21 protein-coding genes and 1 pseudogene are annotated in these 24,570 nt (G+C 70.0%); 9 read left to right on the forward strand and 13 right to left on the reverse strand.

Going from position 1 to position 24,570, the window contains the following annotated elements; genetic code table 11:
• The first annotated feature begins 293 nt into the window (after nucleotides 1-293).
• Nucleotides 294-875 carry a TetR/AcrR family transcriptional regulator gene (locus tag ACZ4MH_RS22545; RefSeq protein ID WP_351592948.1) on the forward strand — a complete coding sequence of 194 codons (582 nt, stop codon included), beginning with the start codon at nucleotides 294-296 and terminating at the stop codon, nucleotides 873-875.
• A gap of 170 nt (nucleotides 876-1,045) precedes the next feature.
• Here the strand turns inward: ACZ4MH_RS22545 and ACZ4MH_RS22550 are convergent, their stop codons facing one another.
• The 3 genes from ACZ4MH_RS22550 to rutA form a co-directional block, all read right to left on the reverse strand.
• On the reverse strand, nucleotides 1,046-1,795 hold the full coding sequence (locus ACZ4MH_RS22550) for an SDR family oxidoreductase (protein WP_351592951.1): 750 nt from the start codon (nucleotides 1,793-1,795) through the stop codon (nucleotides 1,046-1,048).
• Between the two features lie 48 nt (nucleotides 1,796-1,843).
• Nucleotides 1,844-2,263, reverse strand: a complete 420-nt coding sequence (locus tag ACZ4MH_RS22555) for a cupin domain-containing protein (RefSeq protein WP_351592954.1) — start codon at nucleotides 2,261-2,263, stop codon at nucleotides 1,844-1,846.
• A gap of 181 nt (nucleotides 2,264-2,444) precedes the next feature.
• Nucleotides 2,445-3,530 (reverse strand): pyrimidine utilization protein A, encoded by a 1,086-nt coding sequence (gene rutA / locus ACZ4MH_RS22560; RefSeq protein ID WP_351592956.1) that lies wholly within the window; start codon nucleotides 3,528-3,530, stop codon nucleotides 2,445-2,447.
• A gap of 196 nt (nucleotides 3,531-3,726) precedes the next feature.
• Here rutA and ACZ4MH_RS22565 point away from each other — a divergent pair, with 196 nt between their 5' ends.
• Both ACZ4MH_RS22565 and ACZ4MH_RS22570 read left to right on the forward strand, forming a co-directional pair.
• Nucleotides 3,727-6,489, forward strand: a complete 2,763-nt coding sequence (locus tag ACZ4MH_RS22565) for an MGH1-like glycoside hydrolase domain-containing protein (RefSeq protein ID WP_351592959.1) — start codon at nucleotides 3,727-3,729, stop codon at nucleotides 6,487-6,489.
• A complete protein-coding gene (locus tag ACZ4MH_RS22570) occupies nucleotides 6,489-8,012 on the forward strand; it encodes an alpha-amylase family protein (RefSeq protein WP_351592961.1) in 1,524 nt (507 codons plus the stop codon). Before ACZ4MH_RS22565 ends, ACZ4MH_RS22570 begins: the two co-directional genes overlap by 1 nt.
• Here the strand turns inward: ACZ4MH_RS22570 and ACZ4MH_RS22575 are convergent.
• A pseudogene (locus ACZ4MH_RS22575) lies at nucleotides 7,976-8,101 on the reverse strand (MFS transporter); the annotation flags it as partial. The gene ACZ4MH_RS22570 and the pseudogene ACZ4MH_RS22575 overlap by 37 nt on opposite strands.
• A 133-nt stretch (nucleotides 8,102-8,234) precedes the next feature.
• Nucleotides 8,235-9,074: a YhjD/YihY/BrkB family envelope integrity protein gene (locus ACZ4MH_RS22580; protein ID WP_351592964.1), complete on the reverse strand. Its 840-nt coding sequence runs from the start codon at nucleotides 9,072-9,074 to the stop codon at nucleotides 8,235-8,237.
• A 462-nt stretch (nucleotides 9,075-9,536) separates the two neighbouring features.
• On the opposite strand from ACZ4MH_RS22580, the gene ACZ4MH_RS22585 reads away from it, so the two are divergent.
• From ACZ4MH_RS22585 to ACZ4MH_RS22600, 4 genes are all read left to right on the forward strand, one after another.
• Nucleotides 9,537-10,070, forward strand: coding sequence for a hypothetical protein (locus ACZ4MH_RS22585; RefSeq protein WP_351592966.1), 534 nt, complete (start codon nucleotides 9,537-9,539; stop codon nucleotides 10,068-10,070).
• A 71-nt stretch (nucleotides 10,071-10,141) separates the two neighbouring features.
• A complete protein-coding gene (locus ACZ4MH_RS22590; RefSeq protein ID WP_467754653.1) occupies nucleotides 10,142-11,155 on the forward strand; it encodes a hypothetical protein in 1,014 nt (337 codons plus the stop codon).
• A gap of 19 nt (nucleotides 11,156-11,174) precedes the next feature.
• On the forward strand, nucleotides 11,175-12,521 hold the full coding sequence (locus tag ACZ4MH_RS22595; protein ID WP_351592971.1) for a Dyp-type peroxidase: 1,347 nt from the start codon (nucleotides 11,175-11,177) through the stop codon (nucleotides 12,519-12,521).
• Between the two features lie 62 nt (nucleotides 12,522-12,583).
• On the forward strand, nucleotides 12,584-13,498 hold the full coding sequence (locus ACZ4MH_RS22600) for a hypothetical protein (RefSeq protein ID WP_351592974.1): 915 nt from the start codon (nucleotides 12,584-12,586) through the stop codon (nucleotides 13,496-13,498).
• 57 nt (nucleotides 13,499-13,555) lie between these two features.
• Here the strand turns inward: ACZ4MH_RS22600 and ACZ4MH_RS22605 are convergent, their stop codons facing one another.
• Nucleotides 13,556-14,737 (reverse strand): acyl-CoA dehydrogenase family protein, encoded by a 1,182-nt coding sequence (locus ACZ4MH_RS22605; RefSeq protein ID WP_351592977.1) that lies wholly within the window; start codon nucleotides 14,735-14,737, stop codon nucleotides 13,556-13,558.
• A 401-nt stretch (nucleotides 14,738-15,138) separates the two neighbouring features.
• Here ACZ4MH_RS22605 and ACZ4MH_RS22610 point away from each other — a divergent pair, with 401 nt between their 5' ends.
• Together ACZ4MH_RS22610 and ACZ4MH_RS22615 are read left to right on the forward strand one after the other, a co-directional pair.
• Nucleotides 15,139-16,137, forward strand: a complete 999-nt coding sequence (locus ACZ4MH_RS22610) for a D-alanyl-D-alanine carboxypeptidase family protein (RefSeq protein ID WP_351592980.1) — start codon at nucleotides 15,139-15,141, stop codon at nucleotides 16,135-16,137.
• Nucleotides 16,138-16,236: 99 nt separating this feature from the next.
• Nucleotides 16,237-16,887, forward strand: coding sequence for a phosphatase PAP2 family protein (locus ACZ4MH_RS22615; protein ID WP_351592983.1), 651 nt, complete (start codon nucleotides 16,237-16,239; stop codon nucleotides 16,885-16,887).
• A gap of 12 nt (nucleotides 16,888-16,899) precedes the next feature.
• Here the strand turns inward: ACZ4MH_RS22615 and ACZ4MH_RS22620 are convergent, their stop codons facing one another.
• From ACZ4MH_RS22620 to ACZ4MH_RS22650, 7 genes are read right to left on the reverse strand one after another with little or no spacing between them, the layout of a single operon-like run.
• The gene (locus ACZ4MH_RS22620; RefSeq protein ID WP_351592998.1) at nucleotides 16,900-18,225 is read right to left on the reverse strand and encodes a glutamate-1-semialdehyde 2,1-aminomutase; all 1,326 of its coding nucleotides are present in this window, start codon (nucleotides 18,223-18,225) and stop codon (nucleotides 16,900-16,902) included.
• 7 nt (nucleotides 18,226-18,232) lie between these two features.
• Nucleotides 18,233-18,784, reverse strand: a complete 552-nt coding sequence (locus ACZ4MH_RS22625) for a dTDP-4-dehydrorhamnose 3,5-epimerase family protein (protein ID WP_351592986.1) — start codon at nucleotides 18,782-18,784, stop codon at nucleotides 18,233-18,235.
• Entirely contained in the window at nucleotides 18,781-20,001 is a 1,221-nt protein-coding gene (locus ACZ4MH_RS22630; RefSeq protein WP_351592989.1) for a polysaccharide pyruvyl transferase family protein, read from the reverse strand. The genes ACZ4MH_RS22625 and ACZ4MH_RS22630 overlap by 4 nt, the downstream gene beginning before the upstream one ends.
• On the reverse strand, nucleotides 19,998-20,954 hold the full coding sequence (locus tag ACZ4MH_RS22635; RefSeq protein WP_351592992.1) for a glycosyltransferase family 2 protein: 957 nt from the start codon (nucleotides 20,952-20,954) through the stop codon (nucleotides 19,998-20,000). Before ACZ4MH_RS22635 ends, ACZ4MH_RS22630 begins: the two co-directional genes overlap by 4 nt.
• Complete coding sequence (locus ACZ4MH_RS22640) at nucleotides 20,951-22,249, reverse strand: hypothetical protein (RefSeq protein WP_467754657.1); 1,299 nt, start codon at nucleotides 22,247-22,249, stop codon at nucleotides 20,951-20,953. Before ACZ4MH_RS22640 ends, ACZ4MH_RS22635 begins: the two co-directional genes overlap by 4 nt.
• Nucleotides 22,250-22,254: 5 nt before the next feature.
• On the reverse strand, nucleotides 22,255-23,508 hold the full coding sequence (locus tag ACZ4MH_RS22645) for a DUF4910 domain-containing protein (protein ID WP_351591474.1): 1,254 nt from the start codon (nucleotides 23,506-23,508) through the stop codon (nucleotides 22,255-22,257).
• 35 nt (nucleotides 23,509-23,543) lie between these two features.
• Entirely contained in the window at nucleotides 23,544-24,569 is a 1,026-nt protein-coding gene (locus tag ACZ4MH_RS22650; protein WP_351591471.1) for an NAD-dependent epimerase/dehydratase family protein, read from the reverse strand.
• Nucleotide 24,570: the final 1 nt, after the last annotated feature.

Consider the following 24,570-nt stretch of genomic DNA (forward strand, 5'->3'; position numbering starts at 1 on the left):
CGGTTTTCGCGTATGTGGTGCGCGGTGGGTATCGGCCTGGGATACACGGTGGACGACTGGACGCGGGGCGGTGGCGGTGGTCGGCACGGCCGGGCGGCGGACCGTACGGTCCCGTCACACAGAAGGATCTGATCCGGTCTCGGTCACCACCGGCCGTCCACTCCCCCGCATCTGCCGCTATGGTGAGTCTAAGCGGACAACTGTCCGTAACCATGGAACCTATCGGACAGCTGTCCGCTTAGCAAGGCCCGCCCGGCGGTGGTTCCCGTCCGCGGTTCTCGGAAGGAGGACGAGTGCAGCAGCGGAACGACCCACCACTGCGCTCGGACGCGCAACGGAATCGCGAGCGCATCCTGGAAGTGGCACTGACCGAACTGACGCGCTCGGCGGACGCCCCGCTGAGCGCGATCGCGAAGAAGGCCGGCGTCGGTCAGGGGACCTTCTACCGCAACTTCCCCAACCGCGAGGCGCTCGTCCTGGAGGTCTACCGCTACGAGATGCAGCAGGTCGCCGACGCCGCGGCCCAGCTGCTCGAAACCCGCCCGCCGGACCAGGCGCTGCGGGAGTGGATGGACCGCCTCGCCCAGTACGCCATGGCCAAGGCCGGCCTGGCCGACGCGATGCGCAGGGCCACCTGCTCCCAGGGCAGCCTGGCCGGCCTGGGCCACGCCCCGCTGACCGCGGCCGTCACGCTCCTGCTGACGGCGAACGAGGAGGCCGGCACCATCCGCCCGGGGGTGACCCCCGACGACTTCCTGCTCGCCATCGCCGGCCTCTGGCAGATCGGCGCCCACGGCGACTGGCAGTCCCGCGCCACCCGCCTCCTGGACCTCGTCATGGCGGGCCTCCGCGCCGGCGCACCGGGGCGGTCCTGAGCACCACTCGCCCGGCCCGCCCGACCCGTCCGGCCTCAGACCGCCTTCGCCCCAGGACACTGCGCTGACCGGGGACCCTCGCGGACTCCGGGTCGGGCTGGGGGCTGGGCCGGGCCGTGCCCGCGGCCGTACTCAGGAGGAGCTGCGGTGCTCAGGAGGAGTTGCCGCGCTCAGGAGGAGCGGCGCAGCCAGTCGTCGAAGCGGGTGCGGGCCAGGCGGGCGCGTCCGTCGTCGGGGACGAGGCTGCGTTCTGCCAGGTCGGAACCGAAGTAGTGGGCGTGCGGGTCGGCGACGACCGTACGCGGGTCGTTCCCCGCGCGCAGCGCTTCGGCGACGCACTCGTCGAAGCGGAACACCTGGGGCCCGGCCACCTCGATGGTCCCCTTCAGTGGGGTCTCCACGGCGGCCCTGGCAACCGCTTCGGCGACGTCGACGGCCGCGATGGGCTGGAAGAGCACGGGCGGCACGCGCACGGTGTCGCCGTCGGTGGCGGTGTCGGCGATGCCCTTGACGAACTCGAAGAACTGCGTCGCCCGGACGATCGAGTAAGGGACCGGCCCCTGTTTGATCAGCTGCTCCTGGGCCACCTTCGCCCGGAAGTAGCCGTTGTCGGGCAGGTCGTCGATGCCGACGATCGACAGCGCCACGTGGTGCGCCACGCCCGCCGTCTGCTCGGCAGCCAGCAGGTTGCGGGTGGAGGTGGTGAAGAAGTCCAGCACGGCCGACGCCTCGAAGGAGGGTGAGTTGGTCACGTCCACGACCACTTGGGCGCCGGCCAGCGCGGCGGCGAGGCCCTCGCCGGTGAGGGTGTTGACGCCCGTGCCGGGCGCGGCGGGCACCGCCTCGTGCCCACGGTCGTTGAGCTTGCCGACCACCTTGCTGCCGATGAGGCCGGTACCTCCGATGACCACGATCTTCACGCCGCGCACTCCTCGCGTTGACTCGCTCTGACCTGCTCTGGCCTGCTCTTACGGCCGGGGGGCGCGCAGGTGTGCGCGCCGCTTCAGTTCCTCGTCGTCGACCAGGACGAGCATGGGCTGTCCCGGCACGCAGAGCATGGTGACGAGGAAGCGCAGGCGTGTGTCGGTGCTGTTGCTGCCGTCCTGGTAGTGGATGACGTCCCCGCCCGGCTCCCAGAACGTCTCCCCGGCGCGGACGATCCGCTCCGGCTCGCCTTCCAGCTCGAAGCGCATCTCGCCCTCCAGCACGTAGCCGAAGGCCGGTCCGGGGTGCCGGTGCGGCGGGGTGCCCGGGTCACCGGGCGGGTATTCGATCTGTACGGTCATCACGTGCGCGCCCTCCGGGATGGCGGGCGGAGTGGCCTCCTGCAGCACGGTGAGCGCGGTCTTCCACGCCTCCGAGCGCGGGTGCTCCCCTGTTTCGGGCATAGCGGGTCTCCTCCTGCAGTGCGGCGCGGAGTCGGCGGTGGCACCTGGCCCATAGGGAAGTCCCATTGTTCAGAGCCCCAACGTGCTCGGTGAGCGCCGATCCGGACACGTTCCTGACCTGACACCGCACTGGGGCGCGGCCGGTCGACCGGCCGCACCCGAGTGAGCGGAGCGCCGACGGTCACGGCGTCTGTGCCGACCGCCCCGACCGTGACTTCATCAACGGCTGGATGCGCGTGCCGAAGTTCTCGACTCCTTCGAGGAAGTCGTCGAAGACCAGCATGATTCCCTTGGTGCCGGGGACCCCGGCGATCTCGTCCAGCATCTTCGCGACACTCTCGTACGAGCCGACGAGCGTCCCCATGTTGAAGTTCACCGCGCCCTCGGGCAAGGCGATGGTCCGGGCGGTGGCAGAGGCGTCGTCCGTCGCGTCCGCGGCCGTCTCCCCCGCCATGTACGCCAGCGCCGCGTGGTCGGCGTTGTCGTGATAGTCCAGCCACTTCGCACGGGCGGCCTCGTCGGTCTCGTCCGCGATGACCATGAACAGTGACATCGCCCCGACATCGCGGCCGGTCGTCCGCGCCGCGTCCACGAGCGCGGCAGTGGTGTCCGAGACCGCGAGCGGGGTGTTGACACCGCGGCCCAGGACGAAGTTGTAGTCCGCGTGCTCGGCGGCAAACCGCATTCCCGTGCCGCTCTGACCGGCGGCAACGACATCGATGTGGCCGTCCGCCGGACGCGGGGACAGCACGCAGCCGTCCATCTCGTAGAACTCCCCCTTGAAGTCGCTGACGCCCTCGCTCCACAGCTCCTTCATCACGGTGACGTACTCGACGGCCCGGGCGTAGCGGTTCTCGAAATGCTCGTCCCCGGGCCACAGGCCCATCTGGGTGTACTCACCGGGCGCCCAGCCGGTGACGATGTTGACCCCGAACCGCCCGGGAGCGATGGAGTCGACCGTGGCCGCCATGCGCGCGACGATCGCGGGCGGCAGGGCGAGGATCGGCGTGGAGGCGTACAGCTTGATGCGCTCGGTCACGGCGGCCAGGCCGGCCATCAGTGTGAACGATTCGAGACAGTGGTCCCAGAACTCCGTCTCGCCGCCGAAGCCCTTGAACTTGATCATCGACAGGGCGAAGTCGAGTCCGTGCTCCTCGGCCTTCTGCACGACGGCCTTGTTCAGCTCGAAGGTCGGCATGTACTGCGGCGAACTCTTCGATATGAGCCAGCCGTTGTTACCGATCGGAATGAAAACGCCAATGTCCATACCGCTCCTCAACGGGTCGGGGGGAGCCATGCAGGGGCTCCCCGCCATGATCGCAAAGTTGCCTGTGACCCAACTGGTCTGCTCCCGGTCACCCACTCCGGGTGATGCGGCTCGGCGGGATCGGCTGCGGAATAGAGCATCAGCGGGGGCCGCGGTCCTGCCCGGGGCGGGGCCGCCGTCGACAGGGAGCGTACTGATGACCACTTCGACGAAGACCGGCCGTAGCGACCCGCCCGACGACACCCGCGGCCGGGAGAAACTGTGGGGCCCCTATCTCAGCGAACGGCAGTGGGGAACCGTTCGCGAGGACTACAGCGCCGGGGGCGACGCCTGGTCCGCCTTCCCGCACGACCACGCGCGTTCCCGCGCCTACCGATGGGGCGAGGACGGACTCGGTGGCATCTGCGACGAGAAGCAGCGGCTGTGCTTCGCGCTCGCGTTGTGGAACGGACGTGATCCGATCCTGAAGGAGCGTGCCTTCGGGCTGACGAACGGCGAGGGCAACCACGGCGAGGACGTCAAGGAGTACTACTTCTACCTCGACAGCACGCCCAGCCATTCGTACCTGAAGTACCTGTACAAGTACCCGCAGGACGAGTTCCCGTACAACGACCTGGTGGCGACCAATCGGGCACGCGGCCGCCACGAGTTCGAGTACGAGTTGCTGGACACCGGAGTCTTTGACGACGACCGTTACTTCGACGTCACCGTCGAGTACGCCAAGGCATCGCCCGAGGACATACTGATCCGGATCACTGCCGAGAACCGCGGGCCCGACGAAGCCACCCTGCACCTCCTGCCGACCCTCTGGTTCCGCAACACCTGGTCCTGGGAGGACAGCCACGGCCACGGCGGCAGCCACGGCCACGACGCCACGAAACCGCGGCTGTCCGCGTCCCGCGGCCCGGTGGGTACCACCGCTGTCCGGGCCGACCATCCTGCGCTGGGCAGTTACGAGCTGCGGTGCGGCGGGCAGGTACCACTGCTGTTCACCGGGAACGACACCAACACCGAGCGGCTGTCCGGCACGCCCAACGCGTCGCCGTACGTGAAGGACGGCATCGGCCGCTGTGTGGTCAACGGCGAGGAGACGGCGGTCGACCCCGGGCAGCAGGGAACCAAGGCCGCCGCGCACTACGTACTCTCGGTCCCGGCCGGCGGTGCCGAGACCATTCGCCTCCGCCTCTCCCCCGCAGGCTCCTCGATGCCACTGTCAGAGGACTTCGACACGGTGTTCCGCGACCGGCAGGCCGAGGCCGACGCCTTCTTCCGCGAGCTGACCCCGGACGGCGCGGGCGAGGACGAGGCGCGGGTGCTGCGCCAGGCACTGGCCGGGCTGCTGTGGTCGAAGCAGTACTACTCCTTCGACCTGGAGACCTGGCTGGCCGAGCACGGCCTCGATCCCTGGACCGCGCCGGGCCGCGCCGTACGCAACGGCGGGTGGTTCCACATGGCGTGCGACGACATCGTCTCCATGCCGGACAAGTGGGAGTACCCCTGGTTCGCCGCGTGGGACCTGGCCTTCCACACCGTGGCGCTCTCCGTGGTCGACCTGCCCTTCGCCAAGGAGCAGCTGGAACTGCTGTTGCGGGACACCTACCTGCACCCCAACGGCCAAGTCCCCGCGTACGAATGGAACTTCGGCGACGTCAACCCGCCCGTCCACGCCTGGGCGGCGTACTTCATCTACACGCTGGAAGAACTGCGCACGGGCAATGCCGACCGGGCTTTCCTGGACCGCGTCTTCCAGAAACTGCTGACCAACTTCACCTGGTGGGTCAACCGCAAGGACCCCAGCGGCCGCAACCTCTTCCAGGGCGGCTTCCTGGGCCTCGACAACATCGGTGTGTTCGACCGCAGCGCCCAGCTGCCCACCGGCGGGTACCTGGAACAGGCCGACGGGACCGCGTGGATGGCCCTGTACTGCCAGACCATGCTCCAGATCGCGCTGGAGCTCGTCCAGCACGACCCCACCGGCTACGAGGACCACGTGCTCAAGTTCGCCGAGCACTTCCTGTGGATCTCGGCTGCCATGGAACGCACCGGCGGGGACGGCCTGTGGGACGAGGAGGACGGGTTCTTCTACGACGTGCTCCGGCTGCCGGACGGGCAGGCGACGCGTCTGAAGGTCCGCTCCATGGTGGGACTGCTGCCGCTCTGCGCGGCGACCGTACTGCAGCCCGGGCAGCTGGCCGGCGTGTACGGCCTGGGCGACCGGCTGCGCCGCTTCGTCGACCGCCACCCCTCCCTGGCGCCCGGCCTCGCGGAGGCGATGGCGGGGGCCGAGGGCGGACCACGGCTGCTGTCCGTCGTCGACGAGAAGAGGCTGGTCCGCGTCCTGGCACGGCTGCTGTCCGAGGACGAGTTCCTCAGTCCGTACGGCATCAGGGCGCTCTCGCGGTACCACGCGGACCACCCCTACACCTTCCGCGTCGACGGCACGGAGCACCGTGTCGGTTACCTGCCTGCCGAGTCCGACTCCGGGATGTTCGGCGGCAACTCCAACTGGCGTGGGCCCGTGTGGTTCCCCACCAACGCCCTCATCATCCGCGGGCTGCTCAACCTCTACGCGTTCCACGGTGACGATCTCACCGTGGAGTGCCCGACCGGCTCCGGCGTCCGGATGAACCTCTTCGAGGTCGCGAGCGAGATCTCCACCCGTCTCACCCGCCTCTTCCTGCGTGATGCGGAGGGGCACCGGCCCATGTACGGCGGCCAGCGGAAGTTCCAGGACGACCCGCACTGGCGCGACCTGCTCTCCTTCCACGAGTACTTCCACGGCGACAATGGCGCGGGCATCGGCGCCGCACATCAGACCGGCTGGACCGGCCTGGTCGCCACGTTGATGACGCTCTTCGGCACCCTCGCGCCCGAGCACTTCCGCACCGGTCCGGGCGGGAAGGGAACACCGGCACCCGGAGCCGAGGAGACGTCCGGCTCCGGCAGCAAGGAGACGTGATGAGCCCACTCCCGGAACAGCCCATCATCCACGAGGTCAACACTCGCGTGTGGCTGCGCGAGGTGCAGCGGAGCATCGGACGCCCGGTCGGCCTCGACGGCGTCCCGAAGGACGCCTGGGACCGGATCGCCCCGCACGGCATCGACGCCGTCTGGCTCATGGGGGTATGGGAACGCAGCGGCGTAGGCCGCGACATCGCGCTGCGGGACCCCGAGCTGCGCCGCTCGTTCACCGAGGCGCTGCCGGACGTCCGGGACGACGACATCGCCGGTTCCCCGTACTGCGTACGCTCCTACACCGTCGACGAGGCGCTCGGCGGAGCGGCGGGACTGGCCGCCGCGCGTACCGAGCTGGCCGGGCGCGGCATCGGCCTGCTGCTCGACTACGTACCCAACCACGTCGCGCCGGACAGCCCGTGGCTGACCGAGCACCCCGAGTACTTCGTGCGCGGAACCGTCGACGACCTGGGCCGCGACCCGGCCGCCTACCTCGAAGCAGGCGGACAGGTCTTCGCCCGTGGCCGGGACCCCTTCTTCCCGCCCTGGCCGGACGTGGTGCAGCTCAATGCCTTTCGGCCCGGCATGCGGGAGGCCACGGCCGACGTGCTGACGCGCATCGGAGGGATGTGCGACGGGGTGCGCTGTGACATGGCGATGCTGCTGATGAACGACGTCTTCGCACGGACCTGGGGGCACCTTGCCGGTCCCCCACCGGACTCCGAGTTCTGGCCCGCCGTCCTGGCCGCCGTCCGGCAGCGCCGGCCCGGCATGACATTCATCGCCGAGGCGTACTGGGACCTCGAATGGGCCCTGCAGCAACAGGGCTTCGACTACTGCTACGACAAGCGCCTGTACGACCGGCTGCTGCACGAGCGGGCGGTTTCGGTGTTCCAGCACCTGCAGGCGGACGTGAGCTACCAGCGGCGTCTCGTACGGTTCCTGGAGAACCATGACGAACCCCGGGCCGCGTCGGTCATGGGCGCTTCCGAGGAGCGTGCGGCAGCCGTTGCCGTCGCTACGCTGCCCGGCGCGACGCTGTGGCACGAAGGCCAGTTCACCGGGCGCCGGACGCGCCTGCCCGTGTTCCTCACCCGGCGCCCCGACGAACCGTCCGACGCCGATCTGCAGGCATTCCACGAGCAGCTCCTGGCCGCCGTGCACCGCAGCGGCATGCGCACGGGACACTGGGAACCGCTGCACTGCGAAGGCTGGGCCGACAACCCGACCCATCACGACCTGCTCGCCTGGGGCTGGCGGGGCACCGCGGGCACGTTCCTGACCATCGTCAACCTCTCCGCGCACGGTTCCCAGGCCAGGATCCGCCTGCCGTGGCCCGACCTCGGCACCGCCACCTGCCGGCTGGCGGACCTGCTGGACGGCACCCGCTACGAGCGCCCCGGCAGCGAACTGACCGGCCCCGCCTTCTACGTCGACCTGGCCGCCTGGCGCACCCACGTCTTCACGGTCGAAACACGCCGATCACCTTCCGGGGCGGCCGCACTGAGCAGGGCGCCGATCCCGTAGACGACGAGGCCGGTCAGGAAGCAACGTTTGCGGCCGTAGCGGTCGGTGAGTTTGCCGCCGGGGATCACCAGCGCCGCGATCACGAGCAGGACCCGGCCGCTGCGGCAGCACAGGCAGGCACGCTCAGCGACCTGTCCGCGTCAAGGGTCCGCCTGCGGCACGGCCGCTGCCTCACCCGGGCCGGGTGACACCGGAAACCCGGTTGGTGGGTTGTGTCGGCTCTCAGGGTCGATCCGGTCGGCTTGCGGGGACGTTGGGCCCCGGCCCCCCGCCTCCTGTCTCCGGCCCCTGGCCGACCGCGAAGGGCCGCTCCTGTGCGAGTACGTACCCCGTGGCAATGCTCAGGACGACCGCGGCGAAAAACAGGATGAGCCAGGACAGCATCGTGAAGACGGAGCCGAGCGGTCCGTAGCGCTGCACGCTCAGCTCGAGCGAGTGCGGCAGCCAGAGCCCGGACGCGCCGGTGAATGCCACCACAGCACCGCCGGTCACCAGGGCCCCGGGGAAGAGCGGACGCCAGCCGATCCGGCCGGCCAGCAGCAGGTGCTGGGTCCACCACCACAGCAGGACCGTCACCAGCAGCTGGAGCGGGACACCCAGTACGGGCCCCACGCCGAAGCCCGAGCGCAGCATTCCCTGGCACACCAGCGCCGTCGTCCACACGACGAGCCATGTGAACCAGCGCCAGACCGCGACGCGTACTCCCGAACGCGGCAGCTGCCAGGACCGCTCACACAGCCGTTGCAGGGCCCGGACGAGGCCGGTGGCGGACACGAGTGTGACCAGTACGCCGACGGCTCCCCAGGTTTCCCGCGCCCCCGGGCCCCCTCGGTACACCCCGTCCACCTGGCGGACGACAGCAGCCGGCGCACCGAAGACGGAGCGCAGCGAAGCGAGCAGCTCGGCGCGTATGGTCCCCGGGAAATAGGTGGCGATCGCGAACAGCATGGGCAGTGCGGTCAGGAACGCCTGCGCGGCCAGGCGGGTCGCGTTGTCCAGGACGCCGACGCGCCTGAGTTGCTGCGCGAGACGGTGGGCGAAGGGCAGGACACGCGAGAGCATTCCGGCCGGCCTGCCGCGCCGGTGCCACCACACGATCACTCCTCGATGAGGCTGGGCTGGAGCTGGTCCCATTCAGCAGCCGGAACCGCCAGGCCGCGTCCTCCGCAGCGGGTGAGGTACCCCGGAAACCGATCACGTAGTGTGAGCCGGACGAGGTACGACCTACGTCCCTTCGCTGATGCGTTGAATGCGGGCGTGACAGCGGTGACCGGCACCGCCCGCAGGTCGTCGCTCGGGCGGACATCGCGCCACCCCTCAGCCTCCCTCCGGTCTTGCGGCACGGCACCTCGACGAGCGTCCCAACAGGTCGGACTTCCCTGGTCCATCGCGAAGCACCCATCGTCTCGGGTGAGCAGGAGCCCGGTGTATCGACCGTTTCTGCTCAGCAGGCGCACCACACCAAGTGACCGGGTGGAGCGCTAGACTGCGGTCCCCCGTCCATCGGCTGGGGAGGGAGCGGACATGGAGATCAAGCCGCAGGCAGCTGTCATTCCCAAGGACACCGGCCACCTCGAACAGGGTAAGTACGGGCCCGTTTTCCCCAAGACTCCCGCCTGCTACGGATTCACTATCGTAGCGAGGGTCAAACCGGGTCGCGCCGACGTCGTGCGGGAATACGGCCACTCGCTGGCCAAAGCACTGGAACAAGACCCCTCTCTCCTCGCACCGTTGAAGCTGCACTATCTGCGATGGGTGCTTTTCGACGACGACACGCGTTTCATGTACCAGGGGATCTTCGACACCGACTTCGACAAGTACACCGAGGACGCGATCGCGCTCTTCTCGAAGTCCGGCGTGAACACGGTCTTCGAGAACCTGGAGGGGTTTCCCGAGGATTGGCAGACCAACCCCGATGCCTTCGTCAGGTTCGTGCGGGAGCATCACTGTCCGAGCTTCATCGAGTATGGCGAGTATCCCTACGTGACGGCGGACGAGATCAAGAAGGCTCTGCACGTCAAGAGCGCCCTGTCCGAGATGCTCGACCAGTTGCAGTGAGGCCGGGACCCGGCACTGCGGTGTGAGCGGGCCGCCGCACCGAAGCACCGCCGCGATCGGAGACGATCGACATGAGCAAGGCCAGGACAGCGCGCGTCTACAACCAGCGGCACCGCCCACGGGCGTACACCCCGGGCGGACGGCGGGTGAGCATCTACGTTTCGTGGAGCTATCCGGCCGAGGCCGGCCGGTATGCGGTGGAGCTGGACAACCGCTTCTCAACGATGACCGAGGTCAGGCGAGCAGCGTGGCCGGCTTACGAGGACCCCCAGTGGTCCGACCCCTATCGGTTCCAGCAAGGCATCGCCGGGTCGTTGGAACTGTTCTTCCGGGCCTGGGTGCCGTTCCAGGATTTCGTCGAGGACGTCACGGGACATCCCGTGCCGGTGTACCAGCGCATCGACCAGGCCGGTTTCCCAACGCCCCTGGACGAGCGCGTACTGGCGGACACGGACGTCTTGTTCGTGTTCGGACTGGACCACATGATCACCGAGCAGGAGGCGCAGCCCGGGGAGATCGAGGCTCTGCGGCACTTCCTGGCCCGCGAGGACGCCCGCCTGGTGCTCGGCCCCCACCACGACGTCGGAGCCTCGGACGACCCGTCGGAACGGGAGATGGAATACCGCCACCACCGCGATCCACTGGTGCCCCGCCAGCAGCGCTTCGCCACCTACGCCAGGGACCTGATGAAGGGCCTGGGCATACCGGCCGTGAATCGTTACGGCCTGCGCCCCGCCACTGAGGAGGGCAACCGGATCGCTCCCCTGTCCACCGTTGCGGACCTGGACACCAAGGGCTGGCTGGACGGGGTGCGGAATTTCAACTTTCACATGCATCTGCCGCACTACGAGGTGCTGACCGACGGCTCGGACTCCCTCCGCGTCCTGGCCAGGCAGCCGATCGATATGTCCAGGCCGCATCCGTTCACCGAGGCCGGCAACACCGAGTTCAACATGTTCCTGTGGATGCCCCCACGCGGTGACCGGGCCGGCGACGTGCTGCTGGCGGACTCAACGATTTTCAGTTCCCTGTTCGGTGGTGATGACAGCCTGCGCAGTTTCTGGCGCAACCTCGTTTCGAAGTAGGACCGCAGGGAGGCGCACTGTGAGCAGGCCAAGGGAAGCCGAACCGGAACTGGAACTGGAACTGGATGACATTCAGCGTGGGGCCCTCAGCCCCCGGCCGACCCCCTACGCCGCGACGTATCTCCTCTTCCGTATCGACGACCGCGTCCACGGACGGGAACTGATGCGCAGGGTGAGCACAGCGGTGACCTCTGCCGCCGACTCCGTCAGCCCGCTCGGCCCGACATGGGTCAGTGTGGCCGTCACCTGTGCCGGCCTGTCGGCCCTCGGTGTGCCGCGCTCGTCGCTGGACACTTTCGCCTGGGAGTTCCGGCAAGGCATGGCGGCCCGCGCCAAGGCGCTCGGCGACGTCGGCGCAAGCAGCCCGGAGAACTGGGAGGCACCGCTGGGCAGCTCGGACGTCCACGTGGCGCTCACAGCGGTCGCGCCCGACCCGCTGCTCCTGGCAGCGGCCCTCGACCGGGCCCGCCCGGCCTATGACCGCCTCCCTGGGGTGACGGCCGTCTGGCGGCAGGACTGCTACGCCCTGCCCACCGAGACCGAGCACTTCGGCTACCGGGACGGCGTCAGCCACCCGGCCATCGAGGCAAGCGGCATCCCCGGGTCGAACGCTCTGGAAGTTCCCCTCAAAGCAGGGGAGTTCATCCTGGGCTACCGGGACGAACTCGGCGGCATCCAGACCCCTCAGCCGGACGTTCTGGGCCGTAACGGCAGCTACGCGGTCTTTCGCAAGCTGCATCAGCAGGTCGCCGGCTTCCGGCGCTACCTGAAGGACAACTCCACAGGACCCGCCGACGAGGAACTGATCGCTGCCAAGGTCATGGGCCGCTGGCGCAGCGGAGCCCCCTTGGCACTCGCGCCGCAGCGTGATGACCCAGAACTCGGCGCCGACCCGCACCGCCGTAACACCTTCCTGTACGAGCGCGACGATCCGACGGGCTTCGACACGCCCCGCGGCTGCCATATCCGACGGGCCAACCCGCGGGACGCCTCGGTGGCCGGAGAGGTACGGCTGCACCGAATGATCCGGCGCGGTGCCGTCTACGGACCGCCGCTGCCTGAAGGAGTCCTGGAGGACGACGGAGCAGACCGCGGCCTGATGTTCGCCTTCATCGGCGCACACCTGGGGCGCCAGTTCGAGTTCGTGCAGTCGCAGTGGATCAACGACGGCGTCTTCTTCGGAGGAAACGACGCCAAGGACCCGGTCGTCGGATCCGCGGACGGCACCACCGGTTACACCATCCCCCGACGGCCGGTGCGACGCCGCCTGGCCGCCCTGCCCCAGTTCGTCGTCACCCGCGGCGGGGAGTACTGCTTCCTGCCGAGTCTGAGCGCCCTGCGCTGGCTCGGCGACCTTCGCGACTGACAGGCCGCAACGGATCGCCGCGCCGCCGACCGAAGACGCTCCGGAGCCCGAGGGGACGTTCAATGGACACCCTGCATCTGGTACTCAACGCCGTCACCGTTATCTTCATCGCTGCCACAATGTTCGCCGCCGGCCTGGGAGCCACCCTCACCGGTTTGCGCGGCGTCTTCACCAACGCGCCACTGCTGATACTGGCATTGCTCGCCAACATGGTGATCCTTCCGTTGCTCGGCTGGGGCCTGGGCGCGCTGCTCAGCCTCCCATCGGCCGCGTTCGTCGCACTGATCCTGGTCGCGTCCTCGCCGGGCGGCCCCTTCGGGGCAAAACTGGCCATGGTGCAGAAGGGCGATGTGGTCGGAGGCGCGGCGATGCAGGTCCTGCTCGCCGCGGTCGGCAGCATCACCTTCGCGCCGACCGTCAACGCCCTGCTCACCGCCGCCGATGTCGGCACCAACGTCTCTCTCGACGTAGGGGCACTGATCCGCACCGTCGCCCTTCTCCAGCTGGTGCCCTTCGCCATCGGACTGCTCCTGCGCCGCTACGCCACGGACACCGCCCGGGCATGGCACCCCACCGCGACCAAGGTCTCCAACATCACATTCCTGGTAGTCCTCGCAGGCATGCTGTTGGGTAACTGGAAGGACGTGGTGGCCCTCCTCGGCTCACTCACTCTCCTCGCGGGATTCCTTCTCGCGGCTGCCGCCTTCGCCATCGGAACGCTGCTGGCGACGGGACCGGCGGAACGCCGAACCACCATGGGAGGCGTCGCCTCCGTCCGCAACGCCGGCCCCGCCCTCGCCGCAATCGGCATCGCCTTCAACAACCAACCCGCCATCCTGGGCGCACTCGCCGGGATCCTGCTCAGCGGGCTGGTAGCGGTCCTGCCGGTCGCCACCATCCTCAGCGGCCGACGAAACGCCCCCACACCGCTCGCCGAACCGAGCAAGAAGACCAGCGAGGCAGAGGCGCCTCGATAACCCGAGCCTCCCGAGCTGAGATTCCGCCCGGCCGGAGGGCCGACGCCGACCTGTTGTTCACGGCGTCAAGCCGAGGAATTCCCAGTGTGCTTGAGGTTGGGCGCCGCTGAGCCATTTCCCGCAGTTCTGCAGGACCATCGGGCTTGAGGTGATGTGCTGGGTACCTGTGCTGAGATCACGCAGGAACCGGTCGATCGGCCCGCGCCGGATCGCCGCCGTCCCCGCCCATCGGTGCACCGTATGACCCACGTCCTGCACGGTCCACGTCGCGTGGTTGAGCGCCAGCCTGAGCAGCGTGTCCTGCTCGGTACTCAGCAACTCGCCCGCGTCCAGGGTGGCTTCGATGCCCTGCCATACCTCCATCGCCCACGCCCGCGCCGAACGGAGCTTGGCTTCGGCGGTGGCGTACTCCGCGTGGAACTGCGCGGTGTCGACGGCGGCGTTACGCGTGCCGGACTTTGCCGCGGCGACCCACTTCAGCTCATCGAGCAGGCGGCGCCCGACGCCGAACGCCCAGCCGGTGTGCCCGATCGCGGACATGTTGACCAGGCCGAGGCGGTAGATCGCGCCACCGTTGGCCGGGGTCGTCGTTGTAGCGAGATAAGTGTGCGTCTTCGGGACATACGCATCGGCGCAGTGGTAGTCAATGCTGTGCGTCGCGCGCAGCCCGAGCACATCCCAGTTGTCGACGAGCTCCACCTGCGACTTCGGCATCGCCAGCACCCGCAGCTCCCCGGTGCCCTCGACCTGGATCGCACTGTGGATGTGGGTGGCGTGCGCCATACCGGAGGCGAACTGCCAACGGCCACTCACCAGGTAGCCACCCTCCACGGGGACGGCCCGGCCGGGCCGGGTGCCATGACCGGCCAATAGCGCGTGATCCCCGCCCGCGACGTCCGGGAACAAGTCGGCCGCCGCAACGGCATCGAGATAGGCCGCAGTGGTGCCGGTCATCAATTGCAGCGCCAGCATCGTCCAACCGGCCGCGGCATCGTGGTAGCTGATCCGCTCGACCGTCTCGATCAGTTGGCGCGGCGAGAACTCGTAACCGCCGAGGTTCTGCGGCAGTTCGGCCCGGACCACCCCGGCGTCCAGCAGCGCCCGCGCGGTGTCCTCGGTAAGTCTGCCGAGCTTTTCGGCCTCGTCCGCGTTCGCCTCCAGCGCTCCGCCGAGTGCCTCGATTCGCTCGAGCATCGCGGGAAATTCCGGGCTGACATGTAATCCGGCCGAGACCGCCATGGGTGGTCGCTCCTCGATATCCGTATGACTACTGAGTCAGCGTCACTTTAGCCCTACGCGGCGCACCCGACGTGGCGTACGCCGCGCATGGGGCCGCTCGTGCTGATGACCGGCGGCGGGCGGGGCGTCGCCGCCCGAGGGGGTCTGCCGGACGGCGTCACGGTCGCACCGCGCACGGAACGGCGAGCGGTCATCCGGTGTCGTCGGGGGGCCGGCCGAGCACTGTACGCGAGGCCCTCCACAGGCCCCACCAGTCGCCTGCACAACATCTCCACGGTGAGGCGCTCCGTTACCTGACCATGACATGGCGATCTTGACAGTTGCTGCCATTGCGCAAGTAGGTTCAGTACGAAACGACTTCACTGAAAACCGGCGTCCCTACGCCGGGAGAAGGGACGCCCATGGGTTCCCACGCCCGCCCCAACCGAATACACCGGACCGGCGTCAGAATCGCGACGGTGGCGCTTTTCGGAGCCGCCCTGCCGCTCACCGCCGGCGGCCTCGCCGAGGCGGCCACCCCCGGCGCCACGCATTCCGCCGACGAGAACGGCCGGCAGAGCGTTGCGGCCACCACTTCCGCCGACCAGAACCAGGACGCGAAGGACCAGACCGCCCCAAAAATCCACACCGACCACGCCTTCCTGCTGGACGCCCGCGACGGCAGCCAGGAACGGGAGCTGTGGGCCGGGGCCAAGGCGGACGAGAGCGTGCCGATGGCCAGTACCACCAAGATCATGACCGCCTTGGTGGTACTGAAGCACCCGGAGTGGATGAACCGGCAGATCACGGTGAAGCAGGAGTACCGCGACTACGTCCAGAACAACGGCAGCAGCACCGCCGACCTCCAGACCGGCGACAAGCTGACCGTCAAGCAGATGCTGTACGCCATGCTGCTCCCCTCCGGCGGCGACGCTGCGATGGCCCTGGCCGACAACTACGGCTCCGGGGACACCATGGACGCGCGGATCGCCGACTTCGTGCACCAGATGAACGCCGAGGCGCAGCAACTCGGCCTGACCGGCACACACTTCGACACGTTCGACGGCATCTCGCACGGCAACAACCACAGCACCGCCCGCGACCTGGCCAAGCTCGGCCAGCGCGCGATGCTGCAGCCGCTGTTCGCCGACGTCGTGAAGAACAAGCAGTTCAAGACCGAGGCCCCGGCAGCCAACGGCCATACCCGGTACTACACCTGGACCAACAGCAACGAGCTGCTGAGCAGCTACGACGGTGCCCTTGGCATCAAGACCGGCAGTGGTCCGGAGGACGGCTACTGTCTCGTCTTCGCCGCCGAGCGGAACAACCGCACCCTGGTCGGCGCGATTCTCAAGGACGACACGGACCAGGGCCGCTTCGACGACGCCATCAAGATGCTCGACTGGGGCTTCGCCCACTGAGCAGGCAGCGTGCCCGGCGCTGAGCGGGCACCGCGTGCAGCACCGCAGACCCCGCCTCGTAGTCTGGCTTCGGGGACGCTACGGAACAGGGGGCTCGCGTTGGATCGCCTGGCGGTGCTGCCTTCGTCGCTGCGCGCGTGGCTCGGGCCGATCGCGGGCCTCGCCGTGCTGGTGGTCGTCGTGCTCGGGGTCCTGTACGCCGGCCACAGCGAGCCCGGCAGGGTGGACAGGTGGATCATCCGGCCGACGGCGGACAGTGTGCCGCCGCCGTGGCGGTACGTCGCTCTGGCCACGGACTTCCTGGGGGAGCCCGCCGGAGCGGTGGCGCTGGTCCTGGCCGCCGTGACGGGCTGCCTGCTGTTTCGGCGTCCTCGGGCGGCGGTGTTCGTCGTTGCCGGGGTCGGCATGACCGTGGGAGCGACCACGTTGCTCAAGCCCCTGGTGGGACGCACCATCCACGGCGACAATCTGTCCTACCCGAGCGGGCACACCGCCTTCCTCACCGCGCTCGCCCTCATCGTGGCGCTGCTCGCGACCGGCCGACTCGGCCTTGGCAGGACGGCCGGTACGTCACTCGTACTCGCCACGGCGCTGGTTGCCGGCGCCGCGATGGGATGGGCCCAGGCCGCCCTGGGCGCGCACTACCCGACCGACGCCCTCGGCGGCTGGTGCACCGCGCTGGCGGTGATTCCGGCGACCGCGTGGCTGGTCGACCGGATGGCTGACGCCCGTCCATGGAGGGGCCGCTGACGCGACGCGACGTCACGCCAAGCGGCGGAAAACCGGCTTCACCGGTCGCCCGCCCAGCCAGGGCGTGGGATCACCGGCGTCCAGCGCCTTCCGGTACACCGCACATGCCTGGGCCACCACCTCGACGGTGCGGTCGATGTCGGCATCATCGAGCGCGCTGCTCACCACGAACGACGGGGCGAGCACCCCGCCCGCGAGGAGTTGGAGCAGGAACAGGGTGCGGTACCGCTGTGACGGCTGCCGGTTCTCGTCGAGGGTGGCGTACACCAGGTTGCTGTCCCGGCCCCGGACGACGATGTGGTCGCCGACGCCCATGCCGGCCGCGGCACCGCGGACACCGGCGGCCAACCGCTCCCCAAGAACGTGCAGTTGCGCCGTGATGCCCTCCTCGACGTAGGTGGATTGCACGGCCATCGCGGCGGCCAGCGAGTGCGTTTCGGCGCCGTGCGTGGTGGACAGCAGGAAGACCCGGTCGTCGGAGTGGTGCAGTCCGCCCCGCTCCATCAGCTCACGGCGCCCGGCCAGCGCGGCGACGGCGAACCCGTTGCCCAGCGCCTTGCCGAACGTGGAGAGGTCGGGGACGACGCCGTACAGGCCCTGGGCGCCCGCCTCGGACCAGCGGAAGCCGGTGATCATCTCGTCGAAGACGAGGACGCAGCCGTGCCGGTCGGCCAGTGCGCGCAGCCCCGCGAGGTAGCCGGGCGGGGGCTCGGTGTGGCCCGCGGGTTCGAGGATCAGGCAGGCGACCTCGTCCTCGTACCGGGTGAGCAGTTCCTCCGTGGCGGCCAGATCCCCGTACGGGAAAGACACCGTGAGCTCGGTGGTCGTCGCCGGTATGCCCGCGGCCATCGGCGTCGTACCGATGAACCAGTCGTCGACGGAGAAGAACGGGTGGTCGGCGCAGACGGCCACCCGCGGGCGCCCGGTGACGGCGCGGGCGAGACGCACCGCGGCGGTGGTGACATCGGAGCCGTTCTTGGCGAACTTCACCATCTCGGCGGTCGGCACGGTGGCCAGGAAGCGTTCCGCGGCCTCGACCTCCACGATGGAGGGCCGGACGAAGTTGCTGCCGCGGTCGAGTTCCCGCCGCACCGCCTCGATCACGCGCGGGTGGGCGTGGCCGAGGCTGACCGACCGCAGGCCTGAGCCGTACTCGATGTAGCGGTTGCCGTCGATGTCCCACACGTGGGCACCGCGGCCATGGCTGATGACCGGGGCCAGGTTCTCGGGGTACTGGTCGTCGCCCTTGGCGTAGGTGTGCGCGCCCCCGGGGATCATGGCGTGCAGCCGCTCGTTCGCCGTCCGCGACCGGGAGAGCCTCAACTCTTCGCTGTTCAAGCCCACTTCACCCGTCCCTGAGCTTCAGGAACGCGGCGAGGCTCGGCGCCTCCCGGTCCCGCTGGGACGTCGAGGTGACCGGCAGCGGCCAGGGAATGGCGAGCTCCGGGTCGTCGAAGGCGATCGTCACGTCCTCGGCCGGATCGTGCGGGCGGTCGATCCGGTACGAGGTGTCGGCGGTTTCGGTCAGCGCCTGGAAGCCGTGCGCGCAGCCCGCCGGGATGTACAGGGTCGCTTGCATCTCGTCGGACAGCTCGAAGAAGGCCCGGCCCCGGTACGTCGGAGAGTCCGGCCGCAGGTCCACGACCACGTCGAAGATCCTGCCGTACGAGCAGCGCACCAGCTTGGCCTCGCCGGCGCCCGAGCGCAGATGCAGGCCGCGCAGTACGCCCCGGGCCGAGCGGGACACGCTGTCCTGGGTGAAGGCGTACGGGTCGAGACCCACCGAGCGGACCACGTCGGCGTCGAAGGTGCGGCAGAAGAAGCCGCGCTCGTCGGCGTACGGGGTCGGCTCGAACAGGTACGCGCCGGCGATCTCCGGAACTTGGGTCGCTTTCATCGTGTCTCCCGATCGGCATGGGCGTGGGTGTTCGCGGGGAACAGGGCTGTGGTCAACGCGTTGAATTGGTGGGCGAGTTGCTGTGCGGCGGCCTGGTTTCGCTCGGCCAGGGTCCGGCGCAGCTCGGCCGAGCGCTTCTCCAGCGCGCGGAACTGCTCGAGCAGCCGATCGGCGTCGACCTCGCGCGCCGGATGGCAGTACGCGCCGAGGCCCATGCCGTCCATGAGCGCGTCGCTCTTCGCCGCGTAGCACAGGGCGAGCACAGGGGTGCCGGTCTTCAGCGCGCAGATCAGGTTGTGATAGCGGACCGCCACCACGCTGTCGGCCGCCACCATTTCCCGCATCAGGTCGGCGAGCGAGGCCGGTTCGGCAGCGGTGACCAGTGGTGAGTCCACCGCGTCGAGGATCGCGGTGACCACCGCCACGTCGCACGTGTCGCCGGTGAGCAGCCGGACCGGCCTGCCCTCCTCCACCAGGGCGCGCACGAACCGGATCGTCCCGTCGAGGTAGCGGCGGTGGATCTCCTCGGCCCGGGCGCGGTCGTCGTTGCCGCCGTGGAAGTCCATGACACCGACGCAGACCGGGCCGGGGGCGTCCGAGGGCGCGCCGCGCGGCGGGGACGGCAGCGAGAACGCGAGGTCCGGATAGACCTCGTCGCGCGCGGTGTCCACGCCCATCGCCCGCATCGCGTCGCGGGACTGGGCGTCCCGGTACGAGCGGTACGTGGCCAGCCGCGCCGACCAGCGCACCAGGGCCCGGGTCGGCCGGTTGCCGATCGCGGCGGCGCCCACGCTGACCAGCGCAACCCGAGTGCGCAGCAGCCGGCCGCTCGCGCAGAGCAGGAACAGCGAGTACGGGAAGCCCCACGGCCGCAGCGGCAGCGTGGCCTCCAGGACGCCCATGCCCGGCACGATCACCACGTCGTGCCGACGCACCCAGGCGGCGGTGCGGAAGGCGTCGACCAGTTTGCCCAGCCCCTTCGATGCGATCGCGCCCGCACGAGACGCGGTCCGGTACTCCGCGCGGTTCCAGTGCAGCCGCGTCGCGGGTATCCCGAATCGGGCCGTGACGGCCTCGGGTCCGCCGCACAGTGCGTCCACGACCGCCTCCGGGTGCTCGGCGCGGAGGTACCCGAGCACGGCCTCCAGCGAGCCGTCGTTGCCGAGGTTGCCGGAGCCGAGCAGGCCGAACAGCCCTATGCGCACACGGGAGTTCATACGTGCCCCCTTTGACGGCCCTCGCGGCCGGCGACGAGCGCGTCGACGGAGACGGTGAGCCCGCTCGGGTCGACGGGGGCGCGGTCCTCGACCCGTTCCCCGGCGCCGGGCCGGACCCGGCTGGTCATCCATGCGGCCAGGTGGCGGTAGCACGCGCGCCGGTCGGCCGGGGACAGCGGCGCCCGCCGGATCGCCGAGGCGAAGCCCCGGACGTACTCGGCGAGCAGCCGGGGCGTCGGGTGCAGCGGGCCCGCCCGGCGCGGGTCCAGGTTGACGCACCGGGCGCGCTTGGAAGGGTTCGCCCGCTCGGCGCGGGTGGGGTGGTCGCGGCGGAAGTACAACAGCTCCGGCACTTGGTGGAACGGCCCGTGCAGGGTGATCTCGGCGACGAACGTGCGGTCCGCGTGGTGGTAGCTGTCGAGCGGCTTCACCCGGCGCAGCACGTCGGCCCGCAGCACCCCGTAGAAGTCGTCGCCGCCCGGCTCGAACAGCAGGCTGCGGAAGCGCTCCGGCGGGTGCGGCGAGTCGGTGGCGAGCCCGTACTCGTAGGGGACCTTCACCTGGCCGTCGCCGTCGATGACCGCCTGCCCGGAGTGCGCGAGGATCACGTCAGGGCGTTCGTCCAGCGCCTGAACGCAGCGCTGCAGCAGATCGCGGGCGTACAGGTCGTCGTGCGACGCCCACTTGAACAGCTCGCCGCGGGACTGGGTGAACACGTAGTTGTGGTTCGGCGTGGCGCCGACGTTCCGGAGCAGCCGGATGTAGCGGATGCGCGAGTCCTGCGCGGCGTACTTGCGGCAGATGTCCTGGGTCCCGTCGGTCGAGGCGTTGTCGGAGACGATCAGCTCGAAGTCCTCGTAGGTCTGGCCGAGCAGAGCGTCGAGCGACTCGGCCAGGTACTCCTCGCCGTTGTACACGGGCAGGCCGATGCTCAGCCTGGGTCGGGCGGTCATGGGGTCCTCACTTCGGGGATGGGGTGGTGGTGGCGCTCGCGCAGCGCGTACCGCAACTGCAGCCACCACACGGACGAGGCGCTCACGGTCGCGGCGGCGACGCCCCAGGCCGAGCCGACGGTGCCGGCCGCGGCAGCGCCGCCGAGCCCGCCGCCGACGTAACAGACGGAGGCGAACAGCTGGCAGCGCAGGCTGCGCCGGGCCGCGCCGAGCGCGCGCAGCCCGGCCGCCGCGCCGGTGCCGAGCCCCGCACCCGCGACGCCGAGGGTGATCGGCACGATGAGCTGTGCGGCGGAGTGCCAGACGCCGCCGAGCACCAGCTCGCCGAGCCTGTCCGGCATCAGCAGCAGCGCCGTGCCCCACAGCAGCGCGCCGGCGGCCTGCCCGCCGCCCAGCAGGAGGCAGAAGGGACCGAGGCGGTGCGGGGTCTGCCGCAGTACCCGTGCCGCCTCCGGGACGGTGACCAGCGAAAGCCCCATCAGCACGGCGAGGAACGGGCCGAGCAGGAGCTCGGCGCCCCGCACCGCACCCACCGCGCCGACCCCGGCGATCGCACCGAGCCCGTACGCCCGCAGCTGGCTCGCGCCGCTGAGGCTGACGTTCTCGACCAGGTACCGGTAGCCGAGGTCGCGCTGCTCACGCAGCCACCCGTGCGCCCCGGTCAGCCGGGGCCGGATGCCGGACTGGAGGCAGCCGTACGCGGCGGCCACCGCGGCGGACGCGCCCCAGGCGAGCACGAAAGCGGCCACACTGCCCACGCGGGCCGCCACCACCAAGGCCGGGACGAGCGCGACGCCCCACACGAGGTCGTTGACGAACGCCTTCCGCCCGGCGCCGGCGGCGAAGAACGAGTACCGCCAGGCGTCCTGCAGCAGCAGCCCCGGCAGCATGACACCGAGGGCGGCGAACGCGGGCCCCACACTGCCGCCGAGGGCCGGCCCGACCACCAGAAACGCCGCGCCGATGACGGCACCGATGCCGAGCGCGGTACCCGACGACCGGGCCACCGCCTGGCGCCAGGACGCGTCCGACACGCCACTGAAGCGCACCACGAGCGGGTCGGTGGCAAGGCCGCGGGAGACGTTGAGCAGCACGCCGTAGGTCACCCAGGCCAGGCTGAACACGCCGAACGCGGTCACCCCCAGCGAGCGCGCCACATAGATGCCCACCGCGAAGTTGGACATGCTGGAGGCCGCCTGGTCGGCCAGCCCCCAGGACAGCCGGCCGGCGAGGGCCCGCCTGGCGGATCCGGCCGGGGCCGCCGGTGTCGTCGTCTTCTCCCCCTCGGTGGTCATCGGCGTCATGCCTTGATCAGCCCGGCGCCGTGCAGGGCGTCGGCGGCGGTGGCGACGGTGTCGAACGGCAGCCCGGACCGCTCGGCGATGTCCAGCAGACCGTGCTCGCCGTCGGAGACACTGAGCACCCAGAGCATGGCCAGCTGGGCCTGCTTGGTGTCGCTGCGGCCGCCGAGCGCGTCGTACAGGCCGCGCCGGCCCAACTGCGGTTCGCCGTAAGGGCTGAGGTTGACGTACTGCCGGTTACGGTCCAGGACGGCGAACGCCTCGCGGCAGACGGCAAGGGTGTCCGCCATCGCCGCCGGGGAGACGAAGTCCGGGTTGTCCGCCGAGGTGTGGTACTCGGGATAACCGGCGTACGGGGTCCGGCTGAGCGAGCCGACGCCGAGGTCGAACCCGGGCGAGCAGAACTGCCGCTCGTCGTAGCCGTACGGAGTGAACTCGGCGACGCGGTGCGGACGTTCGGAGGCGGCCAGCACGTGTCGCAGCACCCGGTCGATCTCGGCGTCGCCGCGCCTGCTCTGTTTGTACGTCAGCTGCCCCGGGTCGCCTGCACAGGCCAGCACCAAGCCGTGCTTGACCCGATCGATCCGCTCCGCGTTGCGGGCCAGCCAGGTGATCGCCCCGATAGTGCCGGGCGCGAAGAGGAACCGGTAGGTGTAGTACGGCGTCTGCTCCGCCAACGCCCGGGCCAGGAACGTCGCCACCGCGATGCCTGCCAGGTTGTCGTTGGCCAACGACGGGTGGCAGACGTGGCAGGAGACGATCACCTCGTCGGGGACCTGACCAGGGACCAGATGCTCGGCGTAGGTGAGGTGACCGTCCGCGAGTGTGGAGTCGATGCGCACCTCGTACTCGCCGTCCGGCAGCGCGTCCAGGGTCTCCTGGGCCAGGCAGAACCCCCATTCCGGCGTGTAGTAGCTGGTGCGGTACGGCACCCAGGTCGGGTGGTCCGGCAGGGTGTGGAGATGCGGGCGCAGCTCGGCCAGCGGCATGGTCGCGGACACCGGGACGCTGTAGCCCAGCACGTGCAGGCTGGACGCGGCGAAGTCGACGACCCGGTTCCCGGCCGCGTCGGCGATGTACGCGTCGCGGATGTTCCACTCCTGCGGCACCGTCCAGTCGAGCACCTGCGTCCCGGTCGGCACCTCGTGCACCTGGAGCGGTATGTGCTCGTCGATGATGTCCAGGGTGGCGCGCACCCCGTCTCCCGTGATGCTCCGGCAGAGCGGGTACAGCCGCTCCACCAGTGCATGCATTTCCTCGCCGAGCGCAGGCGGGGGCGCGGGCGTGGTCACGGGCGCCGCCGCAGGGTGTCGTCCACGGCACCTGACTCGGACGCCGCGCGCAGTACGGCAAGCCGGGTGAAGCGGCGCTCGAAGTCCTCCCGGGTCAAGCCGAACTTTCGGTAGGTGTCGGCGAGTTCGAGCGCGCCCTGTTTGACCGTCCACTCGCAGTCGAAGCCGGGGATCGCGGCGCGGAACCGGGAGAAGTCCACCCGGTAGGAGCGCGGATCGGCACCGTTCTCCCCGGTGATCTTCACCTTGGAGCCGGGTACCGCCTCGGCGACCTGCTCGGCGATCTCGGCGACCGTGACGTTGTTGGTCTCGCTGCCGATGTTGAACGCCCGGTCGTGCACCGCTTCGCGCGGCGCGGTCAGCGCGGCCGTGAAGGCCCGTGCGATGTCGACGGCGTGCACCAGCGGGCGCCAGGGGGTGCCGTCGGAGAGCACCAGCACCTCGCCGGACAGGAGCGCGTGGCCCACCAGATTGTTCAGCACAATGTCGGCGCGCAGCCGGGGCGAGTAGCCGAAGGCCGTGGCATTGCGCATGTACACCGGGCTGAAGTCGCCGTCGGACAGCGCGTGCAGGTCGTCCTCCACTCGCACCTTGGACTCCGCGTACGGCGTCACGGGGCGCAGCGGGGCGTCCTCGGCCACCAGGCTGTCACCACCGGACGCTCCGTAGACCGAGCAGGTCGACGCGTACAGGAAGCGCCGCACTCCGGCGTCGCGGGCCAGCTGGGCAAGGCGTACGGACGCATGGTGGTTGATGTCGTAGGTGAGCTCCGGCGCCAGCGAGCCCAGCGGGTCGTTGGACAGCGCGGCCAGGTGGATCACGGCGTCCACCCCGGCGACGTGCTCGGCCGTGACGTCGCGCAGGTCCACCCGGTGCCCCGAGGGGTCCGCGGGCGGCGGGCCGAGGACGCAGTCGGCGAACAGGCCGGCGTCGAGGCCGACGACCTCGTGTCCGGCGGCGGCGAGGACCGGTGCCATCACGGTGCCCAAGTAGCCCTGGTGTCCGGTCAGTAGTACGCGCAAG

The organism is Streptomyces sp. NPDC026301 (assembly GCF_055567935.1).